We start from the raw sequence: 12,654 nt of genomic DNA on the forward strand, positions 1-12,654 counted from the left end.
GCGTGATCAGCTTGCTGCGCCTCGAAGCTGATTGAGGCGCTCGCGGCAGACTTCGGCGACGACGGCCCCGAGGCGGCGGGCCGAAATCGCCAGCATTTCGAGGTCTTCCCGGCTGACATCGTACTGGTCCGAATAGCGGGCCTCGACATAGGCGCGCTTCAGCGTCTCGAACCGCCGCCGTTCGGCCCGCTGCTCACGCGGCCACGCCTCGACAAGGCGCTTGTCGATGTCCTCGGCCAGCGACCTCAGGAACTTGATGTTGTGGGACCGCGGGAAATAGAACGTGTGGACGAGCAGGAAACAGATGTAAGCCGCCTCCACAGTCTGGTGGAGTTGGAACGCTGCGTTCTTACGCCTCGAAAGCGTCGACTCCTGCGCCAGCAGGTGCGCGACGGTGTCGAGCCAGACTTCAATGTCCGCCTGCTTCGTATCGAAGTACCGCTGCGCCATCTCCAAGGCGTCAGCCGGCGTCATCGGCTTGGGAGTCGCCAACGGATGGCCCGGCAGCTCGTAGAGCATGACCCCGTCGCGGGCGATGTCGGTCCAGAAGTATTCGCCGCGTCCGAGAGCCTGGTTCACCTCGGCGAGGTCGTGCACGATGATGTTGACGATCCGGCCAACCGACGGGTCGTGGAGGATCTTATTCTCGGCCTCCCACCAGTAGTCGGCGATGTCGGTCAGCTTGGGGTGGCTGACGATGACCAGCAGATCAAAGTCCGAGAGGTAGCCGTTGTCCGGTTCGTCCACCCAGTCGGTGCGGGCGTAGCTGCCGAACAGGATGATCTTGAGGACCTTGCCGCCCTTGCGCCAATCCGACGTGCCGCCCGCGCCTTTCCGGAGCGCCGCTTCGAACTCCGTCAGCAGGGTCGCGCGGACGTGCGCCAGCTCCTGCTGCTGACGTTCGGGGAGATGGTCGAGGGTCGTTTTCATCGCGATGACTCTAGCGAGAAATTCGCGTTCTGCCGGATATATTTTGGCCGACCGGCACAGATACCCACGAAGCTAGGCTGGAGGCCGCACAACCGTTAGTCTCACTCCGAGAGCGGCGGTCACGCCGGTGGGATCATCGCTGAAAACCACCCTAGAACCTGCCCCTCGCGCCACAGAGGCCGTCGCCAGGGAGCCGCGCATTCTTCGAGTCTTCGCCCACCTCGCCAACCTCACCCAAGGACTGGCCGCACTTCGAAAGCCGTCGCTCCAGCGGATCACGACACGGCTCCACCGCGAGCATCTCCGGCGGAACGTCGCGTCCGCCGGGCTGCGGCATGGATCGGGCCGTCGCATGCTCGCGTTCGTCCGTCGACACTGGCGGGTGTCGCTCCTTGTGGCGATCGCCCTCTACGGCGTTGTCGGCACGATCACCGCCCTTGTGCCGCCCACCGATTACGGACCGCAAATACCGGGCGATCTGGCCGACTATTTCCGCGATCTCCAGACCATCAACCTGGCCCTGCTGGGCGCGCAGGCGACCTTGCTGGGCCTGGTCTATCCCCTGGTGATCGCCTTGGTCGGAATGCTGTTTGAGACGCGGTCCTCGACCGGCCACCGGCTTCAGATCTATTTCTCCGAGACCGAGGCGGCTTCCGTAGGCGGCCTGGCGCTGACCTACATCGCCTTCGTGGCCCTGCAGTCGCTCCTCTACGCCCAGCTCGAGCTCAAGGTCGTCGGCGCGATCACCGTGCTCAACGTGATCTGGTTCGCCATCAATCTCCTGGGCCTGGCCTTCTTTGTTCTGAGAAGCCTGGATTTCATCCAGCCGACCCGCCGCGTTCGACTGACGCGGAGCTACATCGCCAACATCGCCTGGCGCGATCAGTTGCGCGGCCTGATGCTCGCGAACCGCTGGGTGAACGCCGCGAGGTACAAATATCTGCCCGAGGACGCGGCCGAGTCCGAGTTCACCATCACGCCTTTCATCAGCGACGCCGACCTCGTCGCCCGCGAATTCTCCAGCCCACGCCGGCTGCGTGACATCCGCTTCGGCGTACTGTCCGTGGCCCTCAAAGCCAGAACGAAGCGCGCTTCGGCCGAGGACAAGGAAATCCGCACGACGTTAGCGGGATGGCCCGGTCAGGACTACGCCAGCCGCGCGGTCCTGGTTCGAGGCGTGGGTGAAGCGAGCTGGTCCGAACGCCGGCTATTCCTCGCCGCCTTCCGGTTCGGTCCCGTCTCACACGCGGACCCAATCCCGACGACCGAGGGCCTTCTGGCGGAGGGCGCCGCCGATCTCGTCTCGCTGTTCGATGCTGGTCGGCTCGATGATTTCAAGGCGCGCCTGAGGGAACTGCTCGAACAGCACGCGCTCTACTATCAGCTGGCGCAAACGCCCCAGAACCCCGGCGACCCACCCTTCAACTACGGCGCCATGGACGCCGGTTTCCAATCGCTCGCGATGGAATGGGTGCGCGCCTACATCCCCTTGCTGGACCGTCTTGCGGAACGGCTGAGCAGCGACCCCAAGTTTCTGGAGAGCGCGGCCTCGCTTGCCGCCCGGCTTCAGCACCGTGTTGGGAGCGCTCCGCACGAAGCGACCCGCGCATTGTTCTTCCCGACCATGTATCTGGTGCGCGGCCTGCTCCTCACCGCGACGCGCAGTCGAACCCTGTCGCCAGGGACGACGCCCGAGCCGACCTTCGCGTTCTCGGGTCCGAAGGCGGACGCCTATACCCGCGCCTGGCAAGATGTTGTCGGGGGCTGGGAGACCTTCGCCGAAGCTCTCGCTCCGCTCGGGACCAGCAAGCCGGCGCCAGGATGGCCCCAGATCCGGGCCCTGGCGCCGGGTTTGGCGCGACATCTGCGCGACACGGCGATGATGGTCGCCGTGGCGGCTCAATCCGGCGAGACCATCGCCATCCGCTGGACCATCGATCTCATGCTCAAATGGGACGAGCGCAATCGGCGGATCTGGCCGACGTCAAGCCAGGGTTGGGCCGTCGGGCGCGCACTGCCTACTCTGGAGCTGACGTCCCGGGAATGGGAGGCCGTGCCCGCCTCTCTCTACCGTCACGACGATCGCCCCGCAGAACCGATCGATGTCTTCGACGCGGCGATCGAGAACGCCTGGCGAGACACCCTTCTGGTGCTCGTCTGCAGCCTGATCGGACGCTCCGTTTCTCCCGCTCCCGGCGTGGTGAATGACGGCGCGGCCATGGCCGCCTGCGCCCTGTTCCAGAATCGGGAGTTCGACGCCGGCGCCTCCTATCACCCGCGTTCCGCCCCGCTGGTCACGGAGGAAATCCTGCGCTCGATCCTCCGCCTCGTCGGCGAGTCCGGTCGTGACGACGCAGCCTACGGGCGGTCCATCGAGGAGCTCGCCGAGCAAATCAGCCGCCTGGAGGGGCCGAACTACATCTCCGGTCGGGTCTATGGGTGGTCGGGAGAGGCGTCTCTCTGGGGTCAGAACACGACCCATGGCCTGCTGATCGCCGCCAGCCTGAATACACTGCCCGCCGGAAGAACGGGCAAGATCGGCGTGTCGGGCACGATCAGAACCCTTCTTCTGCCAGCCTCCGATGAAGCGCGACGAGCGATCATCCGGCATCTGGAGGGAATCCGCGATGCATTGCCCGGGATCGATCGTGTCCACGGAGCGGGGATAGCGTCCGCACTGACCGCATCCGTGATCGATGTGCCCGAGCTCGAGACACGTCTGGACCGGGTGCGGGAGTGGTTGGAGGAATGCCTTTCGCTCATCCACGTCGCGCGTGAGCAGGTCCTGTTGTCCGCTCCAGTCGACACCGCCGCGCTGAGGGCGATTTCCGACGCCGCCCAAACCAAGGGCTTCTCCAAGGCAGAAGGGGCCTTCCCGGTATCGGCCTTCGCCGTGATCGATCAATCCTCCGACGCTCTGAAGCCTAGGGTCTATCGCCAGACGCACGTCCGCCGAGGAAGCTACGTCTTGCCCCCGATGGACGACCGGATGGGCAGCGAGGGAGAGTGGTGGGCGCACGAACTCGTGGGTCGCGTGGGCGAGATCGTGCTTCTCGATGTGCTCGAGGCCTCCACCCCGTCGCGACGATCCCCGCGCAGCGCAGCGACCTATTGGAAGGCTCTGTCCGAAGCGCTCGAGGCCGTGCGCGCGACCGGGCAATCACCCGTGGTGATCCGGCCTCATCGGCAGGACCCTAAATGTCTCTGGGACTGGACCCACGGCAGCGGCGATCGCCCATCGGACTTCGCCTTCGTGCGCCAGCCGAATGAAGACGACAGCTACGACTTCCATCTCAACGGTACGCCCGTCTACTCGTCGAGAGCCGCGAACGGAGCCACATGGGTGTTCGGCGTGGAGCGGCTGGATCGGCTGACGTTCCAATCCTTCGGCGAAGAGGGTCTGACGAAACTGACGCTGGAGCCGGATGCGGCGAATCCGTGGTCGGCCTCCCTGCGTCTTGAGTGGGCACGCAGGGTCCGCCTGTCCGACGGCCCGGCGTTCCGCATCTCGCACCCCAAGCCATCGTCGTGACAGCCCGGCGATCGCGTTCCCGCCATGGACGGCGCTCGGCCGTGTTCCTACAGTTGCCCCACCTGAATGTTCGGAAGGTCACGCAGTGACAGAGGCGCTCCTCAATCAACTGGTCGAAACGGTAGAGGCGCACTACGCCGCCCCCGAGGCGCCGCCGCTGCTCGCATCGCGCTTTGGGCATAGCAACAAGGCCCTCCTGAACGACCTGAAGGGCGCCTATGGCGGACTGCTGGCTGCCGTCCGGGCCGCCGGCGAGGACCGCCTCAGGATCGCCGACACCCGCCCCGGGCGGGAGGTCATCGCGCCGGCGGACCGGGCCGCCGATATCGGCAATGAGGTGCAGCAACTGTCTGCGACGGCGCGGGCGGCCGGCTCCAGTTTCGACAGTCTTCCGAAGTCCGTTCAGATCGCCTTCTGTGTTCGGACCGAGGCCGGGGAAGTCGTCACCCTTCGTGTGACCTCGCCCTACGACTACAAACGCATCAAGGCCGGTGAAATGGTTCGGCCCGGCTTCCGCATCATCGCGGAAGAATATCGCAAGCCCGGTCTCGCCCTCGCTTCAGCCACCGTCCAGGACAAGCAGGCTTTGTGGCGACAGTTCCTCGCCTGGGCCCAGCAGGAGCAGCTCGACCCTGCGACCTTCCAGGCCGCCAAGAAAGACAGCAACGCCCTGGCCCGGTTCCTCGCCGCCCAGCCTTCGGACATTATCGGCCGCATCGTCATTCCGGCCGATATCGCAGAGATGCTTCTTCGGCGGAGCTAGGCGTGGCGGGGAAGGTCAAGACCAAGGCGAAGCCTGTTTCGCGAGCGAAGACACGCGGCGTCGCCGGCCGAGCGCCGCTGCTTGTGCTCGCGGGCTTGCCGCAAGCCAGCGCCGCCGCCGCCGCGAACACGATCAACAACGACGGAAGGACGCCGTGGCGGGCGACTACGGTCGCCTTCCCGGATCGCGACCCCGTTTACGACGTCGCAGCCGTCGAGGAGCTCGCTGCTCAGGTTCTCGCCTATGCCAGGGAGAACTATCAGGGCGAAGAGAACCCGGTGAACCCGACCCGCATCGTTCTCGCCTATGTCGACGATGAGTGGACCCAACCGTTATGGGAGGTCTTCGGCAGCGCCGTCTTCCCGATACGCATGGCGGACCCTGGCTGGGAGTGGCCGGACGGTCGCCCATGGCGTTTTGACGCTGATGCCGTGCATGCAGCCGTGAACCGCGCACGCGTCACCGCCGAAAGTGAGGAGGTGAACGGCACCCGGCGAAGGCTCGAAGCCCATCGTCGCGACGATCCGTTGCTTCTGCCGGCCCGAAACTTCGAGCTGGCCCGAAATGCGGTGTTTCATGACCGCTTCCTCGCCCTGCTGGAGAGCGGGATCGCACCTGCGGACATCGCCGCGATCGACGAGGACGTCGAGCGCCGCAAGTTCCCGTTCAAGCATCTGCCGAAATTCTACGCCAAGACAGGCGGGCAGAATAAGAGCTTCGCAATCGACCGACGCGACCTCGTCTTTGCGAAGGCTCATGTGGGCCAGGACGGAGGGGTCCACGATATCCCTGCGGACGCCGAAGAGGACCTGACCGCGGCCAGGCTGCGTCGGGAACTTGAAAGCCGCTTCCGGTTCGGGACCCCGCTTCAGCCCCCCGGCTTTCAGCACGATGTTCAGAGGGAGTTCGGCACCCCTCTGGTCCGGGAGCGCATGTTCTGCATCGATCGCGGCCCGGTGCATGTGTTTGGGGATCACGCCAACGTCTTCGGCAGCGACATGATCACCGCACACCGGATCGAAGACGCCCAGAATGAGTAAAGGGCGGGTGCTGGTGCACCCGCCCGATACATAGTCGCGTTATCTTCGTTTACCGCCGATTCAGTTGAGGTCTCAACTGCGTCGGCCCCAAAGCTCCAAGGCCCTATGTCCCCAGTGCCCGGTTTCAACGGATCCAAGATCCTCGGCGACGGCGAGAGAGGTGTTATCCCCTCGTCAGTCCCGTGCACTTCCACCAAAAATGGCTCAGGTGCGAATTAGGATAACGCAAAAACCTGCGTACTATTTAGGCGCAAACCGCCTTCACGACAAGCCGCACGCTTTAAAGCGCGCTGTGGAGGTGCGCCGGGCGTTGAGAACATGTGAGATTCGCATGCGCTCACGCCTTTAGCCGAAGCCTGTACATACGCGTGAGCCGCACCGGGCGGCGCCATTCTAACGTAGAGACAGGCCGACAGGTAGGTCGCGGCGATCGTGAACCGTCGTCAGGCCAAGAGCACAGCGGCAGCCTCGGCCGGCGTATGGACCATGTAGTCCGGCACGGCGGCGCTGAGAGCCGAGGCCGCTCCGTATCCCCAGGACACGGCCATGGCGGCCACATGAACGTGGTGCGCCGCTTCGATGTCCCGCACCTCGTCGCCGACGGCGCAGACGCGGGCCGGTTCGACATCCAGTTTACGGATCAGGGAAGAGAAGCGCGCCCCCTTGCCGAACAGCGACGCGCCGCAGCTAAAGGCGGAGATCAACGCCGCCGATGGCCCGAGCACCGCGCGGACGTTCTCTTCGCTGTTGGAGCTGACCACGGCAGACCGGACGCCGCCGTCATGCAGCCGCCGCAGAAGATCGGGGACGCCTTCGAACAGCGCGATCTGGTGCGCCTCATCGGCCATTCGCTTGCGCAAATCGGCGGCGATCCCCGGCAGGCGGAGCGGCGACACGCCCAACGCCTTGACGACGTCTCGGGTCGGCAGGCCCCGAAGACGTTCGATCTCCGCCACATCGGGAGACCGGAAACGATGAGCCTCGGCGAGGCTCGGCAGCTGGGCGATGAACCATGCCGCGCTGTCGGCGAGCACGCCGTCGAAGTCGAACAGGACGAGTTTGTATTGGGCCATTCGGATCGCCATAGCGGGAATACGGTCGGCGGGCACGGGGTCCCGCCCCGCTACGTCCCGCTGGCGATAAGAAACAGGGTGAATGGGGCCGTTAACGGCGACGCTTAAACGAGCCTTCAGCGCCTCGCACTAGGTGTCGGGAATGAGCTTCCCCGTCGCCAGACCCGATCGCCGCATTCTCGCGCGCCGCCGGTGCGCCGAACAGTGCGTCATCGAGTACGGCCAGGGAGAGACAGCGCCCGGGGTGCTGCGCCAGCTCGATCTGCACGGCGCTCGCGTCAGATTGCTCCAACGGGGCGCCTCGCTCTCGGGCGATGTCCGCATCCTCACGCAGGCCGGCGACGAGGTTTTCGGCGCGACGGCCTGGCGCATCGGCGACGTGCTCGGCGTGCGGCGGCACTCCCGATCCGAAGCCAGGATCAGGGCGCTCGGGGCAAGCTGAACCCCGCACTAGACCCAAGGCGCTAGAAGTCGAAGCCAAGCTGACCCTCTGCAATGACAGGGCCGCTCCGACGCCGGGGGCGCGACTTCGGCTTGCTTCCTCGCGGTGACGGCGACGGGTTCGGCTTTGCCGTCGGCGTCGCGATGACGCGGTCTTCGCGAGGACGGGGCGGCGTCGGCCTGATCGGTCGTGTCGCCGGCTGGGGTTCCGGTGCCGTGGAACCGCGGCTCTCGTTCCAGCGGGCGATATCGCGCTCGCGCCAGGCCACCCGTCCGGGCGAGATCGACACCGGCTCCGGAAAGTCTCCGGCCTGACGCATGCGCCAGGCGGTCGTGCGGCCGAGGCCCGTCAGGTCCCGGACCTGCCGCCAGCCCAGGAACCGCTCGAGCCCGTCGTCATGGGCCATGACGCTGCTCCAGAAGCGCCGTCGCGCGATCCCCCATGACCGAGGCGAGCGCCGCCGCATCGTTGGCCGCGTCCAGGGGATCCCGGCTCCACCAGACCAGCAGCACGGCCTTGAGCGGATAGCTGACCGTCGGATCGTTCATCAGGGTCTCGAGACTGGGGCGGGTGGTCGTCATGGGGTCGCCTCCCGACGCCGGGCCTCCCGCCGCAGCCGCTGGCGCTCGCTGGATGAGGCGGCGGGCGCCGTGATCTGGGCCTCGGCCCAGGTCTCCAGCAAGTCCAGCGGGTAGTAGGGCTTGTTTCGGATGTGCCGGCACGGCGGGCCGCCCGACCCGGTCGAATAGGCGCGCGCCAGGGTCGTCGGCTTCATCCGGATGCCTTTGCCCTCCAGGAATACGGACGCCTCCGCGCGGGTCAGGAGCGTCTCCCGGGGCGACGACGCGGCCGCCTCCGCGCCGTCATGAGGGGCCGTCGCGAAGGTCACAGCCCGGCCTCCGCCGGGACGCATTCCCGCGACGATCGCACCCCGCGCCCCGCCGTGAGCGCCAGGTAGCAGTTGATCACCGAGACGACGTAATTCTGGGTCTCGGTGATGTTCGGGATCCGGCCCAGCCGGGCGACCCGATCCGGTCCCGAATTATAGGCCGCGAGGGCAAGGCGGAGGTCGCCGAAGCGGAGGATCTGCCGGGCCAGATAGTCGGCCCCTCCCCGCAGATTCTCATAGGGATCGAAACGGTCGCGCACGTCGAGATCCGCGGCGGTGCCCGGCATCAGCTGGGTCAGGCCGCAGGCGCCGGCGTGAGAGCAGGCCTGGGCGCGATAGGCGCTTTCCACCACGACCAGGGCATGGAGCAGCTTGCGATCCAGACCATGCCGGTCGGCCGCTTCGGCGATGGCGTCGGCGAAGGGCTGGTCAAGGTCCGCCAGACGAACGGCCTCGAGGCCAGCGGCCTCCGGTGCGGGTGCTTCCGGAACGACGCCCACGAACAGGTCGCCGCCGGCCGGACGCCAGTCGACGCGGGTCTGGGCCGCGACCGGCGTCGCCGCCATGGCGATGACGGCGGCAAGAGGAAGAAGGTGGCTCACCATGTCAGGGTCTCCCGATAGACGCCCTCGATCTGGGCGGTCCTCACCGGCCCGAAGTACCGGCTGTCCAGGCTGGACGGCGTATCGCCGAGCAGAAGTCGTTCGTCGGCGGCGAGCCTGCGACAGCCTCGCCAGGCCGGAAGCGCGACGCCCGCGCTATCCCGGGCGTGGATGCGGACGGTGCGCATCGGCGCGATCAGCCACCGGCCGTCCGAACACACCATCTCGCCGCCCGTCGCCGCCACCCGTTTGATCAGCCGCACCTCGCCGGGCATCCCCTGGCGCGAGAGATAGGGCCGCACGATCTCGGGCTGACGAATGGCGACCACCGCGCCGCGCTCGATGTCCCGGGCGTCGGCGCGGACATAGACGCCCCGAGGCAGGCTCGGGCTCTCATTGATCAGGGCGACGGCGGGCCGCTGCGCCGCGACCCCGCCGACGGCGAAGAGGCCGACGGCGGGCGCGACGGCCGCCACGAGAAGACAACGAAGACGGGTCATCGGCGGTACGGCTCCAGAATGAGGTCGCGGGTGATCATCACCCGAACCGGAGCCCCCGCCCGGACCCTTATGGACGGCTGGACGCCGAGCTCGCGATCGACGAGCCGTCCGCCGACCTGGGAGGCCTCGATCGAGGCTGCGCTCCCCGCACTGGCGGCGAACGAGCGGTCCTCGGATCCGCCGCGCGCCAGTTCGCCCAGGGTCGTGATGGCGCCCGCGAACAGGGTCGCCACGCCGAGCGGCAGAAGCCTTCGATCCACCTCTCCCCGCACGCCGACCGCGCCCTGCGCGTCCACGCCCGGTTCTTCGGACAGGATCAGGCTCTTGCCGTTGGGAAGGATCAGCCGATCCCAGACCAGGAAGGCCCGACGGTCGCCGTGGGCGCTCTCGCCTTCGTGGCGTCCGATCAGGCGCGTCCCCTGCGGGACGACGAGATGGCGACCGGTGATGGAGTCGAACACATTCTGGCTGACCGTGGCCACGACCGGGCCGGGACGCGAGGTGTCCACGGCCGTCAGCAGCACGCCCGGGATGATGGCGCCGGCCTTCAGCTCATAGGGGGAAACCGGCGCCAGGAGGCCGTGGGGACTGTAGATCGCGCCATAGTCCCGCATCGCCGGGGACGGCGGCGCATCCGATCGCCCGCCTCCGGCCGGAGCGGCGGCCCCGCTCGACGGGCCTCCGAAGAACAGCCCGGACGCCGCCGCCTGCTCCACCGGTCGCGGCCCTCTGGGCGTCGCGGCGTATGAGGGCGCCGGCACGCGAGCGGGCGGCGGCGAGGCGACGGGAGGTTCATCTTCCGGCGTGGCGCCCCGGCGCTCCGGCAAGGCGTCCGCCCGGGCGAGCCGGTCATAGCTCGCGGGCTGGTCGGTCACCCGCTCCGAGGGTCGAACGCTGCCCCGGGCCTCGCCCGCGCCACCGGCCTCGGCGGCGTCCCGGGCCTGACGCGTCATCTGCGGCTGGACGACGAAGGCCCAGGCGAGCGAGCCGGACACAAGCAGGGCGGCGACCATCACCGCGCCCTGGACGACGAGCTTGCGGATGCGGACGGCGCCCGGCCGCGGCGCCCGGCCCATCAGGGGCGGCGGAGGCGCCTTGGGCGTCGCTGTCGGGGTGGACGGAGGCGGGGCGACGTCGTCGCGAGGGGTGTCTGGAGAGAGATTGGGATCGGTCATCGGGCGGCTCCCGGAATGCGACGGATGCGGACGATTTGCGGACGACGGTCTCCGAGCCGGAGCTCGGCTTCGTCGAACAGCCTGTCGACGATCAGGACGCCGTCTGCCTGCCGGTAGTTGACCAGCTGGAGTTCCTCGCCGGCCCGGACGAAGAGGGCCGGCGCCTCATCGATCGAGGCTCCCGGCGACAGGGTGATGAAGGTCCGTGCGCCGTCATTGAAGACGGCGGTCGGAGCCCAGCGCGGGGAGCGGCCTCGCGCCTCGATCCTGTAGCGGGCGTCGAGGGGCCCCTGAGGCGTCGCCGCCTGCACATCGACCGGCGGCAGGCCCGACAGCGGGTCGGCGACCGGGCGGCTCGAGGCGGCGAAGCCATAATCCCAGGCGATGGCGGCGTTGAAGGCGTCGGCGGCGCCGCTGCGCAAGGTCAGGAGATAGACCCGCTGGCTGGTGGTCAGGACGAGGTTGGTCTCCAGACCCGCCTGCAGGGGTTTGATCAGGACATGGGTCCGGGCGGAGGCGCCGGCGCCCGACTGGCTCTCGCCGATCTGCCAGCGCACCGTATCCCCGGCCGCCTTGGCCGTGACCGTCTCGCCCGGCGCCAGGGTGAGGGTCGTGACCCGCAGGGGGGCGGTCCAGACCTCGTAGACCCGACCGTCGGACCAGCCGAACACCTGGACTCCGCCCACGAAGCCGTCGGCGCTGGAGGCGGCGCGAGCGGATCGATTGGCTTGTGCGATCGCGGCGCGTCCGGACGGCGTCTCCGGCGGCGGCGTCTCGGCACGACGTCGACGCGGCGGCTCCGCCTGGGCGACCGCCTCGAGGTAGGGTCGTGCGGTGGAGTCCGGCTCTACGGGAGGCGGAGCCGGGTCCGCCTCAGACGAAAGGACGGGCTCGGGCGCGACTTCGGGGGTCGGGACCTCGGGCGTGATCGCCTCGGCCAAAATGACGGGGTCGGCGTCCGGCCCTCGCAGCAGGGCGCAGCCGGAGAGCGCGATAGCGGCGAACGCCGAAAGGGCGGTCACGCTCAGGAAGCGTCGGGGGTCCATGAGACATCCTCGATCTTGAGGCCAAGGGGATTGCGCATCAGCTCGGCCTCGTTGCGCGGCGGCTGATGGGCGACGGTGATCAGGGCGCGCCAACGCTCGGCCCCGGCCTGCTGGCCGTTCACGAACCGGGTCTCACGCCATTGCAGGTCGAAGGTGCGGTCGCTGCGGCGGACCACGTTCAGCACCTCGACATTGACCGCCTCGCGGCCGGCCTCCGCGAACGGATCATTGGCCTGGGCCCAGTCGTTCAGAAAGGCCGAGGCCTTCGGCGTGAGGAGGTCGTAGGCGCGCAGCCAGTTCTGCCGGATCACGATCGGATCGATCGATTTCGACCGAACGTCCCGGATCCATTGCGCGAGGGCATAACCGGTCTGGGCCTCGGTCGGTTCGTACCGGCCGTCCAGGGCCGTGATCCTCTGGGTCTGCCCCCAGTCGGACACCTCCACGACGAAGGGCCGCACCACCGCCCGATCGGCCTGGACCCACCAGCCGGCGCCGAGAAAGGCCGCCAGCGCGAGGTTGGCCAGGGCGATACGGCGCCAGTTGCGGGCATGGGCGATGGAGAGCCCCATCCGGTCGTCCCAGACCTGGCCTGCCCTCTGGTAGGGAGTGGCCTCGGGCGACGCAGTCAGGGCGCGCTTGGGCTTGAAGAAGGGATGCAT

14 protein-coding genes are annotated in these 12,654 nt (G+C 67.9%); 4 read left to right on the forward strand and 10 right to left on the reverse strand.

The window, feature by feature from the left end:
• Nucleotides 1–6: 6 nt before the first annotated feature.
• The gene (locus tag WC585_RS13675) at nucleotides 7–930 is read right to left on the reverse strand and encodes a HEPN domain-containing protein (protein ID WP_054764189.1); all 924 of its coding nucleotides are present in this window, start codon (nucleotides 928–930) and stop codon (nucleotides 7–9) included.
• Nucleotides 931–1,282: 352 nt separating this feature from the next.
• On the opposite strand from WC585_RS13675, the gene WC585_RS13680 reads away from it, so the two are divergent.
• The 3 genes from WC585_RS13680 to WC585_RS13690 all read left to right on the forward strand — a co-directional run bounded on the left by WC585_RS13680 (nucleotide 1,283) and on the right by WC585_RS13690 (nucleotide 6,265).
• Nucleotides 1,283–4,462: a hypothetical protein gene (locus WC585_RS13680; RefSeq protein ID WP_054764190.1), complete on the forward strand. Its 3,180-nt coding sequence runs from the start codon at nucleotides 1,283–1,285 to the stop codon at nucleotides 4,460–4,462.
• An 85-nt stretch (nucleotides 4,463–4,547) separates the two neighbouring features.
• Nucleotides 4,548–5,225 carry a hypothetical protein gene (locus WC585_RS13685; protein WP_054764191.1) on the forward strand — a complete coding sequence of 226 codons (678 nt, stop codon included), beginning with the start codon at nucleotides 4,548–4,550 and terminating at the stop codon, nucleotides 5,223–5,225.
• Between the two features lie 2 nt (nucleotides 5,226–5,227).
• A complete protein-coding gene (locus tag WC585_RS13690) occupies nucleotides 5,228–6,265 on the forward strand; it encodes a hypothetical protein (RefSeq protein ID WP_054764192.1) in 1,038 nt (345 codons plus the stop codon).
• 443 nt (nucleotides 6,266–6,708) lie between these two features.
• Here the strand turns inward: WC585_RS13690 and WC585_RS13695 are convergent, their stop codons facing one another.
• The gene (locus WC585_RS13695) at nucleotides 6,709–7,338 is read right to left on the reverse strand and encodes an HAD hydrolase-like protein (protein WP_197273335.1); all 630 of its coding nucleotides are present in this window, start codon (nucleotides 7,336–7,338) and stop codon (nucleotides 6,709–6,711) included.
• Nucleotides 7,339–7,480: 142 nt separating this feature from the next.
• Between WC585_RS13695 and WC585_RS13700 the strand changes: the two genes are divergently transcribed.
• Nucleotides 7,481–7,780: a hypothetical protein gene (locus WC585_RS13700; protein ID WP_054764194.1), complete on the forward strand. Its 300-nt coding sequence runs from the start codon at nucleotides 7,481–7,483 to the stop codon at nucleotides 7,778–7,780.
• Between the two features lie 22 nt (nucleotides 7,781–7,802).
• Here WC585_RS13700 and WC585_RS13705 read toward each other — a convergent pair whose 3' ends face one another.
• The 8 genes from WC585_RS13705 to trbF form a co-directional block, all read right to left on the reverse strand.
• The gene (locus tag WC585_RS13705) at nucleotides 7,803–8,186 is read right to left on the reverse strand and encodes an AlpA family transcriptional regulator (RefSeq protein WP_082382559.1); all 384 of its coding nucleotides are present in this window, start codon (nucleotides 8,184–8,186) and stop codon (nucleotides 7,803–7,805) included.
• Nucleotides 8,176–8,361, reverse strand: a complete 186-nt coding sequence (locus WC585_RS13710; protein WP_054764195.1) for a hypothetical protein — start codon at nucleotides 8,359–8,361, stop codon at nucleotides 8,176–8,178. The genes WC585_RS13705 and WC585_RS13710 overlap by 11 nt, the downstream gene beginning before the upstream one ends.
• A complete protein-coding gene (locus WC585_RS13715; RefSeq protein ID WP_231681368.1) occupies nucleotides 8,358–8,555 on the reverse strand; it encodes a hypothetical protein in 198 nt (65 codons plus the stop codon). Before WC585_RS13715 ends, WC585_RS13710 begins: the two co-directional genes overlap by 4 nt.
• Before the next feature lie 110 nt (nucleotides 8,556–8,665).
• A complete protein-coding gene (locus tag WC585_RS13720; protein WP_054764196.1) occupies nucleotides 8,666–9,274 on the reverse strand; it encodes a lytic transglycosylase domain-containing protein in 609 nt (202 codons plus the stop codon).
• Nucleotides 9,268–9,771 (reverse strand): S26 family signal peptidase, encoded by a 504-nt coding sequence (locus tag WC585_RS13725; protein WP_082382560.1) that lies wholly within the window; start codon nucleotides 9,769–9,771, stop codon nucleotides 9,268–9,270. Before WC585_RS13725 ends, WC585_RS13720 begins: the two co-directional genes overlap by 7 nt.
• Nucleotides 9,768–10,946 carry a TrbI/VirB10 family protein gene (locus WC585_RS13730; RefSeq protein ID WP_082382561.1) on the reverse strand — a complete coding sequence of 393 codons (1,179 nt, stop codon included), beginning with the start codon at nucleotides 10,944–10,946 and terminating at the stop codon, nucleotides 9,768–9,770. The genes WC585_RS13725 and WC585_RS13730 overlap by 4 nt, the downstream gene beginning before the upstream one ends.
• Nucleotides 10,943–11,992, reverse strand: coding sequence for a TrbG/VirB9 family P-type conjugative transfer protein (locus WC585_RS13735; protein WP_054764198.1), 1,050 nt, complete (start codon nucleotides 11,990–11,992; stop codon nucleotides 10,943–10,945). The genes WC585_RS13730 and WC585_RS13735 overlap by 4 nt, the downstream gene beginning before the upstream one ends.
• Nucleotides 11,971–12,654 carry a conjugal transfer protein TrbF gene (gene trbF / locus WC585_RS13740; protein WP_054764199.1) on the reverse strand — a complete coding sequence of 228 codons (684 nt, stop codon included), beginning with the start codon at nucleotides 12,652–12,654 and terminating at the stop codon, nucleotides 11,971–11,973. Before trbF ends, WC585_RS13735 begins: the two co-directional genes overlap by 22 nt.

Origin of the sequence: Brevundimonas sp., from assembly GCF_041648055.1 — a bacterium.
Classification (GTDB): Bacteria; Pseudomonadota; Alphaproteobacteria; order Caulobacterales; family Caulobacteraceae; genus Brevundimonas.